The 17,781-nt window shown below is 45.4% G+C and carries 21 protein-coding genes; 7 read left to right on the forward strand and 14 right to left on the reverse strand.

Features of this window, described 5'->3' with window-relative positions:
• Positions 1-12 precede the first annotated feature (12 nt).
• The 3 genes from IT393_00270 to IT393_00280 all read left to right on the forward strand — a co-directional run bounded on the left by IT393_00270 (position 13) and on the right by IT393_00280 (position 1,872).
• Positions 13-603: a tetratricopeptide repeat protein gene (locus IT393_00270; GenBank protein ID MCC7201091.1), complete on the forward strand. Its 591-nt coding sequence runs from the start codon at positions 13-15 to the stop codon at positions 601-603.
• 5 nt (positions 604-608) lie between these two features.
• The gene (locus tag IT393_00275; GenBank protein ID MCC7201092.1) at positions 609-1,547 is read left to right on the forward strand and encodes an RluA family pseudouridine synthase; all 939 of its coding nucleotides are present in this window, start codon (positions 609-611) and stop codon (positions 1,545-1,547) included.
• Positions 1,548-1,623: 76 nt separating this feature from the next.
• The gene (locus tag IT393_00280) at positions 1,624-1,872 is read left to right on the forward strand and encodes a YfhL family 4Fe-4S dicluster ferredoxin (GenBank protein ID MCC7201093.1); all 249 of its coding nucleotides are present in this window, start codon (positions 1,624-1,626) and stop codon (positions 1,870-1,872) included.
• A gap of 43 nt (positions 1,873-1,915) precedes the next feature.
• Here the strand turns inward: IT393_00280 and IT393_00285 are convergent, their stop codons facing one another.
• A complete protein-coding gene (locus tag IT393_00285; GenBank protein ID MCC7201094.1) occupies positions 1,916-3,175 on the reverse strand; it encodes an HD-GYP domain-containing protein in 1,260 nt (419 codons plus the stop codon).
• 81 nt (positions 3,176-3,256) lie between these two features.
• Positions 3,257-3,877 carry a hypothetical protein gene (locus tag IT393_00290; GenBank protein ID MCC7201095.1) on the reverse strand — a complete coding sequence of 207 codons (621 nt, stop codon included), beginning with the start codon at positions 3,875-3,877 and terminating at the stop codon, positions 3,257-3,259.
• A gap of 85 nt (positions 3,878-3,962) precedes the next feature.
• On the opposite strand from IT393_00290, the gene hemL reads away from it, so the two are divergent.
• Positions 3,963-5,246: a glutamate-1-semialdehyde 2,1-aminomutase gene (gene hemL, locus IT393_00295; GenBank protein MCC7201096.1), complete on the forward strand. Its 1,284-nt coding sequence runs from the start codon at positions 3,963-3,965 to the stop codon at positions 5,244-5,246.
• Between the two features lie 405 nt (positions 5,247-5,651).
• Here the strand turns inward: hemL and IT393_00300 are convergent, their stop codons facing one another.
• From IT393_00300 to IT393_00355, 12 genes are all read right to left on the reverse strand, one after another.
• Positions 5,652-6,149 (reverse strand): YajQ family cyclic di-GMP-binding protein, encoded by a 498-nt coding sequence (locus IT393_00300; GenBank protein MCC7201097.1) that lies wholly within the window; start codon positions 6,147-6,149, stop codon positions 5,652-5,654.
• Between the two features lie 15 nt (positions 6,150-6,164).
• The gene (locus IT393_00305; protein ID MCC7201098.1) at positions 6,165-6,827 is read right to left on the reverse strand and encodes an outer membrane lipoprotein carrier protein LolA; all 663 of its coding nucleotides are present in this window, start codon (positions 6,825-6,827) and stop codon (positions 6,165-6,167) included.
• Between the two features lie 25 nt (positions 6,828-6,852).
• Positions 6,853-9,063 (reverse strand): DNA translocase FtsK, encoded by a 2,211-nt coding sequence (locus tag IT393_00310; protein ID MCC7201099.1) that lies wholly within the window; start codon positions 9,061-9,063, stop codon positions 6,853-6,855.
• Positions 9,064-9,068: 5 nt separating this feature from the next.
• Positions 9,069-10,730, reverse strand: coding sequence for a ribonuclease J (locus IT393_00315; GenBank protein ID MCC7201100.1), 1,662 nt, complete (start codon positions 10,728-10,730; stop codon positions 9,069-9,071).
• Between the two features lie 153 nt (positions 10,731-10,883).
• The gene (locus IT393_00320) at positions 10,884-11,426 is read right to left on the reverse strand and encodes a hypothetical protein (protein ID MCC7201101.1); all 543 of its coding nucleotides are present in this window, start codon (positions 11,424-11,426) and stop codon (positions 10,884-10,886) included.
• A gap of 19 nt (positions 11,427-11,445) precedes the next feature.
• Positions 11,446-12,060 carry a methyl-accepting chemotaxis protein gene (locus IT393_00325; protein ID MCC7201102.1) on the reverse strand — a complete coding sequence of 205 codons (615 nt, stop codon included), beginning with the start codon at positions 12,058-12,060 and terminating at the stop codon, positions 11,446-11,448.
• A complete protein-coding gene (locus tag IT393_00330; GenBank protein ID MCC7201103.1) occupies positions 12,057-12,623 on the reverse strand; it encodes a SurA N-terminal domain-containing protein in 567 nt (188 codons plus the stop codon). Before IT393_00330 ends, IT393_00325 begins: the two co-directional genes overlap by 4 nt.
• Before the next feature lie 13 nt (positions 12,624-12,636).
• Positions 12,637-13,170, reverse strand: coding sequence for an OmpH family outer membrane protein (locus IT393_00335; GenBank protein MCC7201104.1), 534 nt, complete (start codon positions 13,168-13,170; stop codon positions 12,637-12,639).
• Positions 13,171-13,210: 40 nt separating this feature from the next.
• Positions 13,211-14,077, reverse strand: a complete 867-nt coding sequence (gene rsmA / locus IT393_00340) for a ribosomal RNA small subunit methyltransferase A (protein ID MCC7201105.1) — start codon at positions 14,075-14,077, stop codon at positions 13,211-13,213.
• Positions 14,070-15,077, reverse strand: a complete 1,008-nt coding sequence (pdxA, locus tag IT393_00345) for a 4-hydroxythreonine-4-phosphate dehydrogenase PdxA (protein ID MCC7201106.1) — start codon at positions 15,075-15,077, stop codon at positions 14,070-14,072. Before pdxA ends, rsmA begins: the two co-directional genes overlap by 8 nt.
• A gap of 230 nt (positions 15,078-15,307) precedes the next feature.
• Entirely contained in the window at positions 15,308-16,192 is an 885-nt protein-coding gene (locus tag IT393_00350; GenBank protein ID MCC7201107.1) for a cation transporter, read from the reverse strand.
• Between the two features lie 130 nt (positions 16,193-16,322).
• Positions 16,323-16,697: a hypothetical protein gene (locus tag IT393_00355; protein ID MCC7201108.1), complete on the reverse strand. Its 375-nt coding sequence runs from the start codon at positions 16,695-16,697 to the stop codon at positions 16,323-16,325.
• Positions 16,698-16,838: 141 nt separating this feature from the next.
• Here IT393_00355 and IT393_00360 point away from each other — a divergent pair, with 141 nt between their 5' ends.
• From IT393_00360 to IT393_00370, 3 genes are read left to right on the forward strand one after another with little or no spacing between them, the layout of a single operon-like run.
• A complete protein-coding gene (locus IT393_00360) occupies positions 16,839-17,069 on the forward strand; it encodes a DUF433 domain-containing protein (protein ID MCC7201109.1) in 231 nt (76 codons plus the stop codon).
• Positions 17,066-17,446, forward strand: a complete 381-nt coding sequence (locus IT393_00365) for a DUF5615 family PIN-like protein (GenBank protein MCC7201110.1) — start codon at positions 17,066-17,068, stop codon at positions 17,444-17,446. Before IT393_00360 ends, IT393_00365 begins: the two co-directional genes overlap by 4 nt.
• A 54-nt stretch (positions 17,447-17,500) precedes the next feature.
• The gene (locus IT393_00370; protein MCC7201111.1) at positions 17,501-17,686 is read left to right on the forward strand and encodes an addiction module protein; all 186 of its coding nucleotides are present in this window, start codon (positions 17,501-17,503) and stop codon (positions 17,684-17,686) included.
• Positions 17,687-17,781 lie beyond the last annotated feature (95 nt).

Consider the following 17,781-nt stretch of genomic DNA (forward strand, 5'->3'; position numbering starts at 1 on the left):
GAGTATTTCAGAGTGAATAAGGCATGGGAAAGATTATTAAGTAAGGCAATTATGACGCTCGAGGAAGGTAACTGGCTAAGGGCCGTTCAGTATCTTAAGAGATCGTGTGAGTTATACCCGGATCAGGTAGACGCTCATTGTGAACTTGCGGATATATACCTGCAACTGGGTCATGTTGATGCTGCCCATGAGGTAGTGCAGCAGGCACTGGCTGCTGATCCGCTGGATGCATCCTGCAACTTTCTTCTTGGCAATATCTACCTTGCACAGGGAAGGGTACGGGATGCGCTAAAGATTTATCTGTATCTCGAAAAGATGACCGATGAACCTTCCCCTGAGCTCCTCTTTAACATTGCCTCTGCCTTTGACAAAAAAGGGGATAAAAAAAAGGCATTAAATTACGCAATATATGCAACTGAAGAAGACCCGTCTTATATAGAGGCTTATGAGTTAACCGGCAGGCTCTTTTTTGAGATGGGTGAATTAACTGAGGCAAAAAACGCCTATCAGGAAATCCTTACCATTGAAAGAAATAATGCAAATGCCCGCCAGATGCTCTATGTCATCTTTACCAGGGAGAACCGGATCTCAGAAAAAAAATAGAAATTATGCCTATAGTGAAGATACTAAGGGTATCTCCTTACAGCGACGCCAAAAGGATTGACCAGTACGTAACAAATCTCCTGCCACTTTCACGGACCACTGTTCAGAAGCTGCTTAAATTAAAACTGATTACGGTTAATAGCGAACCGGTTAAGGCAAATTACAAGATCCGTCCTGACGATGAGATAAAGATAGAAATCCCAGGGCCAACACCCCTCCCTTTGGAACCAGAGGCTATCCCGATTAATATAGTTTATGAGGATGAGCATCTCCTGATAGTAAATAAGCCTTCGGGAATGGTTGTGCATCCTTCACCGGGTCATTACAGCGGCACCCTTGTACATGCCCTTCTTCATCACTGTAAGGACTTAAAGGGGATAGGAGGCCGTGAGAGGCCTGGCATTGTGCACAGGTTGGATAAAGACACATCCGGTGTCCTTGTTATTGCCAAGAGTGACCTTGTGCACCGTCACTTATCAAAACAGTTTAAGGATCGTACGGTCAACAAGGTGTACATCGCCCTCGTTCAGGGTGTGATGAAAAAAAACAGGGGTGAGATTGACCTGCCCATTGGCAGGGATACAAAGGACAGAAAGAAGTTCTCATCCCGTACGATAAAACCCAAACACGCAAAAACACTCTACAGGGTAATAAAACGTTTTAAGAATGCAAGCCTTCTGGAATTAAGGCCAGAGACAGGCAGGACCCACCAGTTGAGGGTACATCTCGCACATCTCAATCACCCTGTTGCAGGTGACAGTTTTTATGGAGGAAGGGGCTATTCAAAACTCGGGAACATTATGATAGACCGGCTTATGCTGCATGCGATGAGACTTGGCTTTACACATCCGGTCACAGGGAAATACATGGAGTTTGAACCACCCCTGCCTGATAATATGAAGATAATTTTGGAACGGTTCAGTGGACAATTGTCTGCAAAATAATTTATTGACAAAAGAATTTTATAAATGTTAGTATTCTCTTTAAGAATCACTTATTTTTAAGAAAGGAGTAAGATGTATGGCGCTGCTTATTAATGAAGAATGTATTGCCTGTGCTGCCTGTTTACCGGAGTGTCCTAATGAGGCAATAAGTGAAGGGGATATTTATATAATAGACCCTGATAAATGTACCGAATGTGTGGGACATTATGATGAACCACAGTGTGTTGCAGTATGCCCGGTGGATAATTGCATTGTACCGGATCCAAACCGTAAGGAATCAAAAGACGAACTTCAGGCAAAATACGAACGCTTAACCGCAAAATAACTTTTATATTTTTGAAAAAGGCGGGGCATACGCATCCCGCCTTTCATTTTACCGCATCAGACACTGGAATATCAGTAAACTGGTTTACATCAATTCCATAGGCAGCAGGATCTAGTTCTTTCACGATCGAATAGGCAAATTCCCCCTTATCATTTTTCTCTACTGCCAAATCAATTTCAACAGGTTTTTGTACCTTCTTATCCCTATCCAGTATTATAAAAACCCGGGGCCGCAATAAACTCACATGATTTACAGACATGACTATTCCGCACTGTCCGGTATTTAATTCCACCAATGAGTTAAACGGGTATATGCCAATACACTGCACAAACCGTTCTACCAGGGCCTTGTCAAAAAGTGTATCTCCCCATTCATACAATCTCCTGACTGTTGCATGACAGGTTGCAGCCTTATGATACACCCTTTCATATGTCAGCGCATCGTATACATCTGATATACTTGCAATCTGTCCCTCACGGCTTATATGGCTGCCGGATAGACCGTGAGGATAGCCTGATCCATTAAACCGTTCATGGTGCTGCATTGCAACCAGCATGGCCTCTTCCGGTATGTTATCATACTTTCGCAATATCTCACCACCCAATGACACATGACGCTTCATTATCCCGTATTCGGCCTCCGTATACTTTCCAGGTTTGTTCAGGATGCTTTCAGGAATCATCGTCTTTCCTATATCATGTAATATTCCGCCAAATCCTATATTCTCCAATTGCGTCTTTGACATCCCGATGTGACGCGCAAACGACACTGCAAGAATGCTGATATTTACACAATGCATGAATGTATAATCATCATAATCCTTAAGGTTGGTCAGACACAACAATGCATCCCTGTTCCTGATTACACTGTCAACGATATCTCCAACCTGCTCCTTCACGGCCTTGACCTCAATTGCCTTTCCCATCCTTACATCATTAAATACACTCTTTACGACATTTGTAACATTACTTTTGATTTCCCTTGCCCTCGGCAATTCTTCCTCAACCTTCAGAGGATCAGTATTCTCAGGCAATACAGAAGGTCTCAGCGGTTCCCTTGGGGGTGCGGAAGAGAGATGCGACTTTTCATTTGTATCCAGGACCGGTTTATCCTCAATATCTTCCCCTTTATCCGTATTTATCGTTACATACTGAATCCCGGAACTGACCATCTTGTCAATCTGAACCTGGTTCTTTATTAATTTTTTATGAAAGAAAAACGGGGTGTCTATCCATGGACGGTCAAGCCCTTCAACAAACATGCCTGTCTTGAGTTTCTGTATAGGGATCTTCTTCGATGACATACACTTTTAACCCAAATAAAAAAAGGATTTTTATAACGTGAACACGCTACTATTTCGGACAAACCGGTGAATAGATTAAGGTTACAATCTGCAGGTTATTTTGACAAGCCGTTCATGCCTTCTGTCACTATTTCGCCGGTCAGGGCTCCCGGCAGGGGCATTTCCTCCCCTCCTGTCTGTACCGGAACGTCTTTCAACAATACATGACTTAAGTTCCCGGACTTTGTGAAGAAATTCTTCGTCATATGAATAGGCTTCAATCCCTGAAACAAGATTTCCCATATTCCTGCGGGTCTCAAGATGCATCTCAGTGAGAATATCGAAATACGGTTCCTGCGGCAATTTGATAATTTCATTGAAGATACCCTGTATTTCAAGTACCTCTAAATAAAAGGCGATCTTTAAGGCACGATTAATGTCAAGACCGTCTTTAATCTCCTGCCTGTATCTTTGAATAATCATCAGTATTTCATCATAATTAACATCCCTGCCTACAATTGCTGAAGAGGTATGGGGTATGGTGGGCATAATAGAAATGCATCTGTTCAATAAATCAGTCTGATTTTCTTCACCCTGCAGCATCTCCTCCCACAAAGTCCTGTATCCGACATTGTCGTAGAAATGCTCGAGAAGACCTTGATACAGATCTTCCATACCCTTAACGATTTGTTGTATAGAACCAAATACTTTTTCAATAGTCATGTTTAGACTTGAACCCTATCTGACTTTAATGATATAAATTTTAGCATCATTATTCGTTTTTCCACAAGAAAAAACTGGAGGTCTGATGAAGAGAGACAAATCATTAGCGTTGTTTGAGAGAGCACAAAAACTAATGCCAGGCGGAGTCAATAGTCCGGTCAGGGCATTCAGGGCCGTAGGGGGACAGCCAATATTTATTGACAGGGCATCGGGCTGTCTCTTATATGATGCAGATGGTAATGAGTATATTGACTATGTCCTGTCATGGGGTCCTATGATTGCAGGCCACACACACCCTGAGGTCACGAGGGCCTTAACAGAGGCAATTACAAAGGGTACCAGTTTCGGGGCGCCGACAGCCCTTGAGATAGAATTGACGGGAATGGTCAGGGATGCGTATCCATCTATGGAATTAATCAGACTGGTTAATTCCGGCACTGAGGCAACCATGAGCGCCATCAGGCTTGCAAGGGGATATACGAAGAGGGACAAGATTATCAAATTTGAAGGTTGCTACCACGGACATGCAGACAGCCTCCTCGTAAAGGCCGGTTCAGGCGCTGCAACACTTGGTGTCCCCGACAGCCTCGGTGTGCCTGTTGATTTTGCCAAAAACACCATAACTATTCCATTTAACAATACTGACGCACTGGAAGATGTAATGGAAAACTGCGGAGATGACGTTGCATGCATAATTGTGGAACCCGTCCCTGGTAATATGGGCGTAGTACCTCCGGAGAAGGGGTATCTTATGTTCCTGAGGGATATTTCCCAGCAGTTCGGTGTCCTTCTGATATTTGATGAAGTCATGAGCGGATTCAGAGTCGCTTACGGCGGAGCTCAGGAACTATATGGCATCACCCCGGACCTTACATGCCTTGGAAAGGTAATAGGGGGCGGTCTTCCTGTAGGGGCATATGGCGGCAAAAAAGAAATAATGGAAAAGATAGCGCCCCTCGGTCCTGTATACCAGGCGGGAACACTCTCAGGAAACCCACTCGCGATGACAGCAGGTATTGAAACTTTAAAGATACTCTCTAAGCCCGGGACATATGAAAGATTGAACAGGCTTTCAGAACAGTTGTCAGAGGGTCTCAAAGAAGCGGCCACTGGTGCGGGTGTGCCGGCATTTCATACGAGGGTGGGAAGCATGCTATGCACCTTCTTCACCAAAGGCCCTGTCACAGACTATGAAACTGCAAGGGGTTCGGACACCGCTGCCTTTGGTAAGTATTTTAACTCCATGCTGGAATCAGGGATTTACCTGGCGCCGTCTCAGTTCGAGGCTATATTTCTTTCAACGGCACATACAGAAGAACATATTGAGAAGACGATTAAGGCAGCTGATGCAGCATTCAGAAGGATATAGATTTCACTCGAAAATACTCCTAAGTACCCGTCATTCCCACGGAACCTGTCCCAGCATGATTTTTCACCCGTCATTCCCACGCAAGTGGGAATCCAGAACCAGACCCCAGTCTGGATTCCCGCTTACGCGGGAATGACGTTTTTCATGACCCCTTGCGAGCCCAGAGCTGTGAGCTTGTCGAACAGTCGAAGGGCTCATGACGGTTCACCTGAAAATGCTTCTATTCACCCGTCATTCCCACGGAACCTGTCCCAGCATGATTTTTCACCCGTCATTCCCACACAAGTGGGAATCCAGAACCAGGCCCCGGCCTGGATTCCCGCTTACGCGGGAATAACGTTTTTCATGACCCCTGGCGAGCCCGGAGCGGTGAGCTTGTCGAACAGTCGAAGGGCTCATGACAGCTCACCTGTAGTTTATGAACTGCATATCTATCCCAAAGTCACTCTCACGAAGGAGTTTGATTACAGACTGAAGGTCATCCCTGTTTTTTCCTGATACCCTGAGCTGATCCCCCTGTATCTGTGACTGAACCTTAAGCTTGGTCTCCTTTATAGCCTTGACGATCTCTTTTGCCTTATCCGACGGGATACCCTGCTGCAGCTTAATACTCTGCCTGGCTGTGCCGCCGAGGGCAGACTCAATCTTCCCGTATGTTAATGCCTTCAGCGAAATCCCCCTTTTTACCAGTTTAGCCTGCAGTATATCAATAAGGCTCTTTAATTTATACTCATCATCAGAACTTACTACTATCTCATTATCCTTTTCTTCAAGTTTAACGTCGCTCTTGCTCCCTTTAAAATCGAATCTCTGACCGACCTCCTTCAACGCCTGGTCTATAGCATTCTTTACCTCCTGCATATCTATTTTTGAAACAATGTCAAATGAATTATCCGATGCCATCTAAACCCTCCTCTGTCAGTACTCCAGCACCTCAGTGCCAGCCGGTATCTTAAACTCAAACAGGCTGCCTTTAATCCCGCTGTTAATCTTTATCCCTGAAAAATTAAAGGAAACCTTATTGCCGCTGATCTCGTATAGGATTAGTTTGTTAATATACGATGTTTCCTTATCTATCTCTGCAACAACCTCTTTAACCATCATTTTTTTCCTGGGAATAAGTTTGAGCCTGGCAAGGCCGCCTGAGATATTTTGAACTGTTATAATAAAATCCTCGTCCCATTTTTCTATATTGGACAACAGTCCCATGGCTGGTTCAGCATCAGGGTGGGCTGAGACCTTCTGTATAATGGCCTGTTTCTGCTCATGGAAATAGAGAATAATCTTGTCGCCGTTTATAACGATATTCTGCTTAACTGGTTTTGTATAATCCCATCTGACCTGTCCTGGCTTTTTCAGATATAACTTCCCCCTGAAGTTCCTGGCATCAAAACCCTTTATGTAGCTTTGCTGCACAAAATCAGAGGTAAGATCACTCACACCCTTGTAGGTTAATTGAACTCTGCTCAGGACATCAGCAGAATTTTCCTCCCCGAAAAGGACACCTGGAATAAAGACCATTACAAAAACCAGTACTATTCCACATACTGTATTCCGTATCCTGAAACTGCCATCCGGCACTCAGCACCCCCATATTACCAATTACTCATTGCTTATTGGTACTCTCGCGCTTGAGCACCTCTCTTGGCTTGCCTCCAATGGACGGCCCAACAAAACCATCCACCTCCATCATCTCAACAAGCCGCGCGGCACGGTTGAAGCCTATGCGCAAACGGCGCTGTATGAGCGATATTGAAGCCTGTCCCGACATCAGGACAATATCAAGGGCCTGCTGGTAGAACTCATCGTCTCTGTCTCCTTCGGAAACAGCCTCCTCTGAAACAGCTTCCTCAGGTTTGTAGCTATACTCAGGACTTGCCTGTGCCTTTGCATAATCAACCAGATTCTTTACCTCTGCCTCATATATAAACGCGCCATGCACCCTCATCAGCTTTGAAGTCCCGGGCTGAAGAAAGAGCATATCTCCCTTGTCCAGCAGGTCCTCCGCCCCAATGCCGTCAAGTATGGTCCTTGAATCCACCTTTGATGAGACCTTGAATGATATGCGTGCAGGGAAATTTGCCTTTATGACGCCTGTAATAACGTCCACTGACGGCCGTTGAGTCGCCAGTATCAGATGTATACCTGCCGCCCTTGCCATCTGGGCAAGTCTTGCAATAGAGTCTTCCACTTCACGCTGCGCCGTCATCATAAGGTCAGCAAGTTCGTCAACTATTACAACTATATATGGAAGAGTTTCCTCTTTATCAGGGAGCTTGTTATACCCGTCAATGTTTCTTACTCCCTTCTCTGCAAGGACGCGGTACCTCCTCTGCATCTCCTCAACAAGTCTCTGCAAAATCCATGACGCCTCCTTTGGCTGAGTAATTACAGGCGTGATGAGATGAGGTATACCCTCATAGATGGACAACTCCAGTATCTTTGGATCTATCATTACTATCTTTAGTTCAGATGGGGTGGCACTGTAGATAAGGCTGGATATCATACTGTTTAAGGCAACACTCTTGCCTGAGCCTGTTGCACCTGCGACCAGCAGATGCGGCATCCTTGTCATGTCAGCTACAACCGGATTGCCGGAGATATCCTTTCCGAGCGCCAGAGGCAGCCTCGACTTTAATGCCCGGAACTGCTCAGATGCAATTATCTCCTTAAGGAACACATCTTCCCTTAAATGGTTAGGCACCTCTATCCCCACTGTAGATTTGCCAGGGAGCGGTGCTACAATGCGCACACTCCCGGATTTGAGTGCAAGCGCAAGGTCATCAGATAGGTTCACGATCCTTGACAACTTGACACCCGGCGCGGGTTCGAATTCATACATTGTTATCACCGGCCCCGGATTAACCTCTACGACCTGACCATCTATTCCGAAATCAAGAAGTTTTTTCTCAAGGATATTGGAATTCATAAGGAGGTCTTCTTTATTAATTTTAAGATCTGACTGAGGCGGGTCACTAAGTATTGACAACGGCGGCAGTTTATATGATCCATCAGGGGACGTGTTCGAGAACTCAAGATTTTCCTGCATAAGCACTGTCTCGCTGTCTCCGGCGCTATGACGATTGCGGTTTCTCTGCTGAATTACAGGCTCAGGACGAAAAAGGTCCAGCTCCGGTTCCTCTGGATATTGCTCTTCTTCAGGGAGACCTTTATCTGAGGATAATACAGGTTTGCCCTCCAGAACCACCTTTTTTTTCCTGTCCCTGACTGATAATCTTCCCTTAAGCAATTGTAAAAAAAATCCCGCCCTTCTCAATATAGCTGACGACATATCCGCAGGAGAAATTCCTATCGCTATTACTGCTGATATCACCACAAGTGTAAAGGCTATTACATGGGCACCGAATTTGGCACAACAACCTGTGAGTAGCGAGGCGATCAAATCACCTATAAGTCCTCCTGCAGGGATGCTCCCCTTGATAGAGAGAGAGAACCTGCCAAGGTTAAGGTGGAGGAACGTTGGAAGTGACAGGAACAGAAGGCAAAAACCTATGACCCTTTCAATATGAGAAGCCTCTTCCCTCTTAAACTTCTTCCATCCTGCGAGAAAAAGGACAAATGGGACAAGGTATGCTGCACCGCCTGCAAGAGTAAAAAGGATATCAGAAAGGTATGAACCCAGCAGGCCGGCAAGATTTTTTACGTTATTACTGGTAGAAATAGAGTTAAATGAAGGATCATCAGGGCTGAATGATATAAGGCTTGCAAAAATAATGAGACCCGCTGCAAAAAAGACAAGCCCCCAGATTTCACTAATCCATTTCTTTTGTTCCCGTTTTGCCTTTTTCTCAGCCATTGCCCCTACACCTCAATAATTATTGGTATAATCATCGGCCGCCTCTCCATCTTTTTCTTTATGTACCTCTTCAGCGCAGCGGTCACCCTGTCCTTTACTACTATCCACTCCTGCTTTGACTCCTGCTCCATTTCACCAAGGAGCGTGATAACGACCTGCCGCAGTTCCTCAATTACTTCAGGATAATCCCCTTCATGGATAAATCCACGGGTGATAATGTCCGGACCTGTAATAACTTTTGCAGAACTCTTTTCGATCCCTGTCATTACAATGATAATCCCATCCATCCCAAGGTGTTTACGATCCCTGAGGACTATGCCGCCAACCTCGCCAATCCCCTTTCCATCCACAAACACCCGTCCTGATTCCACCTTCCCTGCTATTGATGCGCCATCCTTTGAGAAATGCGCCACATCCCCATCCTCAAGTATGAGTATATTCTCCCTGGGAATTCCAAGCCCCTCTGCCAGTCTTGCGTGATACACAAGGTGCCTGTACTCGCCATGTACAGGTATAAAATATTTTGGTTTCACCAGATTAAGCATCATCTTCTGCTCCTCCCTGCAGGCATGACCGGACACATGGATATCCGAGACCTGTTCATACAGGACATTGGCGCCGCGCCTGAAGAGGTGATTGATCACTCTGCCGATTGCCCTCTCATTTCCAGGGATGAACCTGGAGGATAGCAACACCATATCACCTTCTTTTATCTTTATATGCTTATGATCATCCATCGCCATCCTGGAGAGTGAAGACATCGGCTCTCCCTGACTCCCTGTTGTCACAATCACAACCTTATCATCCGGCAGTTCATTCAGATCATCCATAGATGCCTTGACATCAGGGGGATAGTGCAGGTATCCAAGCTCCTCTGCTATCCTCGTGTTGTTTATCACACTCCTGCCGTTCAGAATTACCCTTCTGTCGTATTTCGCCGCTGCGTCAATAACCTGCTGTATCCTGTGAATGTTTGACGCAAACGTGGCCACGATAATCCTTTTCCTGGCAGAAGCAAATATCTCATTAAATGCAACGCCGACCTCACGCTCCGACAGACAATAACCTTCTCTCTCAGAGTTTGTGCTGTCTGAAAGGAGTACGAGTGTTCCCATATTTCCGTAATCAGCAAAACGATGGACATCCAGCAGCTGACCATCAACAGGTGTCTGATCAAATTTGAAGTCCCCTGTATGTACTATACGGCCGGCAGGCGTTGTAATTCCGAAGCCTACCCCGTCCACTATGCTGTGGGTTATCCTGATGCCTTCAACTGAAAAACTTCCCGCATCAATAACCTCTCCAGGCCTGATAGGGATCAATTTGCTTTTCTCATCAAGATCATGTTCCTTCAGCTTTTCCGAGATAAGACCAATGGTGAGAGGTGTGCCATATACAGGGATATTCATCTCTCTAAGCAGGTATGGGATGGCGCCTATGTGATCTTCATGTCCATGGGTAATAAAAATGCCGCGGACATTTTCACGGTTTTCAGTCAGATAAGAAAAATCAGGGATGACGACATCAACACCAAGCATCTCCTCTTCAGGAAACATTAGCCCGGCATCTACAGCTATTATGTCATCTCCATAACGGAAGACGGTCATATTGAGACCGATTTCACCAAGACCGCCAAGAGGTATAATCAGGAGGGCCGCATCATCCATATGCGGTTAATTTAACACTTTCCCATGCTAAATTCAATGTCACATTAACAGAGTTGTCAGGAATGCCAGGAATCACCTGGCAAAGGACACGAAAATTGAAGTAAATACGGCAAATTACATCGCAATACCTGTGCCATATGCAGCGTTAACTCCCTATTCCTCCCACAGGTGCTTATCTACATATTGAGCCAATATCTCCTGCATCTTCTCAGGAGGTGGTTCCGGAAAGTAGAAATTTATTACAGCGTGAGCTATTTCATGCGCCAGTATTCCTGCACTTATATTTTCCGTTGAAATATAAATCGTCCGGCTTTTGTGTGAATAAAAGGCGATTGGGATCCTCCCAAAAGCACCGAGGGTGGCCATGCGGGTGTAGGCGCTGTCAATCTCTTTTTGATTTTGATAGACATTGATATTAAAATGCAGGTCAAATGGATGCATATCGAGCAATCCGCTTACCCTGTCCACAATAGAATCTACCTTATTCCCTGTTTCTGAGGGATTCTTCCTGGCAGTGTCATCAAAGAGTGAAATACCCTTTCTTATACCTTTTGTGAACCTATCAATGTCTTTTTCATTGGTATAACAGAGTGTTGCATATTTTGTATTAAGGCTTTTGGACCAGCCATCACAGGCAAGTACGGAACGTGGGAATATAAAAACAAATATGGTGACAAGGCAGGATAGCGTAACCATGGAAAAGAACAGACAGGGATTACCGGTTTTCCGAGGTCTTGAAATAGGTTACAACCTCCTCTAAAGCCTGAACATTTTCTGATACTTCTCTCAACAGGTTTTCCAGGTCTTTATTGTCTGCCGGTCCGGAGGATGGTGCTGAGGCCTTAATTTCCCGCAAAAGTCCGGACAACTCATGAGTCCTCAATTTTATTTCACCAATCCTGTTATTCATAGTGGTTGTTAACCCCGTAATACTTGCGGATAACTCTGATAATTGATCATTATCCCTAAGATTAAAACTCTGAGTCAGGTCACCGCCTTCCATCTCATTCAGGACCTTTTCAAACCGGTACAACGGACCAGCTATCCTGTGTGACATATAAACAAGTACTGCTATGCCAATAATAGCTGTAACAATAATGATGATGAGGTTTGACACTAACAGTGTCGGGAGGAAGAATTCTGACGTCCTTGCAATCCTGAAGTCAGAGCCTATGAAACCCGTAGTTAGCGTGCCCCTCGAGAGGTAGGTGAAAAGGCCAACTGCAAGTAAGGATTCAATTACAATAATTATCAGGAACTTGATGGTGAAACCAACCTGAAAATCCCTGTTAATCAGATAGTTGCGCCGCCTGAATATTGGTCTGTTCATTTGTAACTCTCAGATAACTTTTTCATATCAATATTAATCGTTGCTGTCTTTCTAATCTCCTTCAACCATTCATCCATGGCCGTTTGTCTTTTCTGCTCAAGCAGCGCCAGCCTTATCTCATCATAAATGTCTTTCAATGGATATCCGGGAACAGGTTTAATCTCTTTATAGCGGGCAAGGATATCATCTTCTGTAACAATAAGTCTCCCGCTCCATTCCCTGCCCTTTGCATCTATCAGCTCCCTGATAAGCGTCTGTTCCCAGAACCGCTTAATAGTTTCAAGGAATCTTTCGTCTTCTGCAAGCCCCATCTTCATCGCTTCCTGAATCATGAGTTGTTTGTCAATAAACATATTGAGATGTTCTTCCACAGAGACAGCGGTCAATTTAAAGTCAGGATTTCTGTTCGCATAAATTGCAAGCTCCCTTTGAAACTCATGCAATGAAACCGGGGCGCCGTTTACAATAGCAACAGCGTCTTTATCCTGTTTCTGTTTTGCCGCCCCGCATGATGTAAAAACAGGAATTATCAGGATAGAAAGGACAATCAGAAGTACCCGCATCCTCTTCACGTCCTTATTTCTTTGCCTTCTGCTTGTCATAATTTTCAATAACCCTGCCGGTCAGGTCTATTGTATTAGGCATGTAGAGTACACTGGCGTCCTTTTCAAGGATAAGTGTGTACTTTCCCTCGTCTCCGAGTTTTGATATGACCTCACGAATTTCACCGATCATTTTAACCGTAATCGCCTTGTCCATTTCTCTCAGCGTAGACTCCGTCTCATCCCTGAGCCGTCTCAGATCCCTCGCATCTTTCTGAAAATTATCTTCCTTCTCCTTTTTCGCCGAATCTGATATTCCACCTTTATCTATTTCTGAACGAAGTTTCTTCAACATTTCTTCTTTCTCAGTAAGGGCCTTCTTTTTCGCTGTCATTTCACCTTCAAACAAACCCCTGGCCTCTTTTCCACCCGTTGATTGAATAATTACCTTCTGAAGATCCACAACACCTATCTTTACTGCATCAACCTTGTCTGCAGCATTCAGCGGATTCGAAAGTATCATAGCTGCTATCAACACTGATGCAAAAACCAGAACAACCTTCTTCATAAATATCCCCCTTTGGTTACTTTGAAATATTTCGACTGTTTTAAAATTTCATCCTCTTATGCTCTGACATCATAAAATCCATAAGCGTATCGGCAATCTTTGCCCATTCCTCCATACTGACATCCTCAGGGCGCCTGTTCTGGTCTATCTCTGCGGCATTAAGGACATTCTTTATAATTTCCTTGCTGTGGCCTGACAAAGAGAGCGAATTGAGCAATGTCTTTCTTCTGTAATAAAAGGCTGATTTAATAAGCCCCCAGAACAACCCTTCGTTTCTTACATCTACTGCTACCCTTTCCCTTGGTACAATTTTCAAAACTGACGAGTCAACCTTTGGTTCAGGATAAAACATCTTCCGTGACACATTAAATGCTATCTCAGGAAGTGCATAAAACTGAACGGCTATGGATAATATCCCGTAGTCTTTACTGCCCGGCGATGCAACAACACGTTCGGCAACCTCTTTCTGGAGCATAATCGTCATTGAATCAACCATATCTCGCAGTTCTATAAGGCGGAAGAGGATAGGAGTGGACATATAGTAGGGGAGATTTGCCACCACCTTGAATCTTGTACCGATCTGATGATAGTGAAATTGGAGCGCATCCGCCTCTACTATCGTAAGGTTTGGATAAGAGGCAGCACGTTCATTAAGATTTCCGATCATCGAGCTGTCTATCTCTATGGCAATGACCTCGGACGCCAAATCTGCCATCCTGAATGTCAGAGCGCCCCTGCCAGGCCCAATCTCAACAACCACATCTTCCCTGTGAATGTCCGCAGTCTCTATTATTTTTGATATGATTTCAGGATCCTGAAGAAAGTGCTGTCCAAGATGCTTCTTCGGACGCCCCGGCCGTTCCTGCTTTTTATTTAGATTGTTGCCGCTGTCGCCATCTTTATGCATGAGTAAATCCCACCATTTCTACGGCCATCTTTAACGCCTCAATCAGACTCCCCGGATCCGCACAGTCTTTGCCGGCTATGTCATATGCCGTTCCGTGGTCTACAGAAGTCCTGATAAAGGGCAGGCCAACTGTTACATTGACAGCCTTCCCAAAGGCAAGAAGTTTTAACGGTATCAGCCCCTGGTCATGATACATGGCTACGACTATATCGTAGTAGCGCTCTTTTGCCTTATGGAACAGGGTATCTGCTGGGAGCGGGTCGCTCACATCCAGCCCTTCCCCGCGCGCCTCAATAATCGCAGGCATGATCACATCCCATTCCTCCGTGCCAAAAAGTCTCCCTTCCCCTGCATGCGGATTAAGCGCCGCTACTGCAATCCTCGGGGCCTTTGTCTGGAAATATCCCATAGCCTTATGGGCAAGACGGATGGTTCTAAGCACTTTGTCTTTTTTTATGTGCCTGAATACCTCTTTTAATGCCATGTGTGTCGTAACGAGTATAACACGCAAGCCCCCGCCAACCATCATCAGACCAAAATCTTTTGTACCGGCCAGTTCAGCAAAGAGTTCAGTATGTCCGGGGTATTGAAAACCTGCCGCATTGATGATCTCCTTATTTATCGGGGCCGTGGTAATCGCATCTATATTTTTTGAGAGCGCAAGCTCTGCGGCCTTTTTTATGTACGCGACAGCAGCAGAACCACAGGTCTTGCCAGGCACACCATACTTTAGTTCCTTTACGTCAACATTGTTCAGATCAACAACTTCAACCTTACCGCTGCCTGCCGGAGGCGATGCAATCTTTTCAACCTTCTTTATCTCTCCCCTGAGCCTGCACTTCTTTAAGATATTCCTTATGACCTCTGCATCCCCTATCACAACAGGACGGCATATCTTGCTGATGTCATACTCGAGGATAGCCTTTACAATAATCTCCGGTCCTATGCCGGCCGGGTCTCCCATTGTTATTCCTATTACAGGCCTCTTTGCAGTACTCATGCGCACCACCCCCTTCACCTGAAAATCCCCGTTATTAACCACAAAGACACAAAGGGCACAAAGAATTATATTTTATATACACCATCCAAAAATGCTCCTATGTACCCGTCATTCCCACGGAACCTGTCCCCGCAGGATTTAAGCGGGGAGTGGGAATCCAGAATCAGGCCCCGTTCTGGATTCCCGCTTACGCGGGAATGACGTTAACTACACAGTAAATGACTTTGTGTTTAACTTTCATTTGCACTGCCTACCATCCTGCCTTCCGGCTCGAGATGCACCACAACTTCCGTTACCTCAGCAAACTCTTTTTTGATCCTTCCTTCAACCTTATGTGCCAGCTCATGTGCTTCTGATATGCCCATATCAGGTGCCACATGAAGCCTCAAATCAACGAATACATCTGTCTGGGTACCACGCGACCTTACATCATGGCATTCTGTCACACCATCAACGCCAAGGGCAACATCTCTTATGTGCTCCGGATTTATCCTGGAGTAATCACTCAATACCTTTGCAGACTCGAACAGTATTTGGTAGCCCGTCCTGCCGATCAGTATGGCAATGATGAAGGCCGCTATAGGGTCTATAACAGGCAGGCCGGCATACACAGCAGCAAGACTGATCAAAACAGCCGCAGAGGCAAAGATATCACTCCTTGTGTGCATAGCATCCGCTATTAGTATATCACTTTTCAGCTCCCTGCCCCTTGATCGCTCCCATGTCATTACAAAAATATTGATACCTGTTGTAGCCAGGATAACGAGGAAGCTGAAGCCTGTGACATGGGGTACTGCTGAATCCGTAAACCTTAACCAGGCATCCCGTAATACATGATAGCACGTAAGGAACAGGAGGATAGATATGCCAAGTGACGCCAGCGTCTCGTACTTCTTGTGTCCATAGGGGTGGTCCTTGTCAGGGGGGTTGTAGGCAAGCCATATACCCACAAGTCCGACAACGTTTGACGTCCCGTCAAAGAACGAATGATAGCCGTCCGCAACCATACTAAGGGATTCCGACATCTGACCATAAACCAGTTTGGCAAGGGCTGCTATCATGTTGAGGAGGAGCGTGTAAGTGAGGACTTTTCTTACAGAAACATAAGAATTCATCGGTGTTATTATAGTCTACAGAAGGGGGAAAGGCAACAGATATCCCCCCTGCAAGATAATGTATCATAGCTTGTCTCAGGGATGGGATGGGGTACGCTATCGAGCTGTCTGATAAGGACATCTCTTGTTATTATTCAAAATCCAATTTCTTGAGAATCAATTTTAACTGATTGTTATCTGAAATTGTGTCAATGTAAAATAGTCCTGGCGAGCAATCAATGCTTTGAGATGTAGTCATCTTAATGTTCATTGCTGATTTTATTACTTCAGTCATAAAGGCAGTATTGTCAGATTGGTCTTTAACATTCCCGAGTTGCCAGCCGTTATTGATGGTAATATCAGCTCCAGTTTTTCCAAGACCAGATTTAATAGATATAAGATATGGTTTTCTTAAATCCGGAAGAGTAAAAGCATGATAGATCTTGCGCTTTTCCAGATCCTCGCAGTCCCTATTCTCTATGCAAAGCGCAAAGACCTGTTCTTTGTTACTTCGTGCCATTTTCACAATCCAGAAGGCATTAAAGAGATGGCGCTATTTTAAGGAGGTCTTTACCCTCATGTCAACATTTTCCATGGCAATGAACTGTTGGTTTGCCTGGAGGAGTATGATACAATAGGCTGATTTTGAGAATAAGGGGGTAAGGAGATGTTCGATCGAATTACATTTGATCCACGTATCATGGGTGGACGGGCCTGTATCCGGGGGATGAGGATCACGGTTTCTCTGGTTGTCAACCTGGTGGCCAACTGGATGACAACGGAAGAGATACTGAAGGAGTATCCGGATCTGGAGCCGGCAGATATCCGGCAGGCGCTCCAATATGCGGCCTCACTGGCCAGTGAGGAAGTGCATTCTCTGACAGGAAACTGGCCTTGAAATTCCTGGCGGATATGGGTGTCTCCATGAGCACTGTGTTGGCACTCCGTGAGCATGGACACGAGGCGGTTCATCTCCGCGAGGAGAACCTGGGGCGTCTTCCTGATGGCGCCATCATGGAAAAGGCCAGGCGTGAGGGACGGATCGTCTTGACATTTGATCTGGACTTCGGAGATATACTGGCTGCCAGCGCTCAGACTCTCCCCAGCGTTATTATCTTTCGGTTGCACAACCAGATCCCCTCATCGGTAACACCAAAATTATTGAAGGTTATATCGAAGCGCAGCAATGAACTGGCAGAAGGCGCCATCATCATTGTAGAGGATGCCCGATACAGACTGCGCCGGTTGCCTCTGGAACCATCAAGAGAGGAATAAAAGATGTTGTACCTGACAAGGGGCAGATTACAACTATGAGAAATGAGGCCAACTGTGCGCATTACCGATATTCCTGAAATCAGCAAATTGAGTACGCCGGAAAAGATCCTGCTGGTTGAGGATCTGTGGGACGCAATCGCTTTAGATGAATCGGGTGTGCCTGTCCCTCAGAGCCATAGGGAAGAGTTGGACAGGAGGCTTAAAAAATATGGTCCTTCCGGAATTGTCGTGGGTCGGTAAGTCTTGTATGATAGGTCCCCAAGGAGGGGATACCGATGCGAGATACCGACCTGTACAGACAAGTTCTCGGGTTGCAGGAGCCGTGGTTTGTGGAA

Source organism: Nitrospirota bacterium, assembly GCA_020851375.1.
In the GTDB taxonomy this organism is placed as follows: Bacteria; Nitrospirota; 9FT-COMBO-42-15; order HDB-SIOI813; family HDB-SIOI813; genus RBG-16-43-11.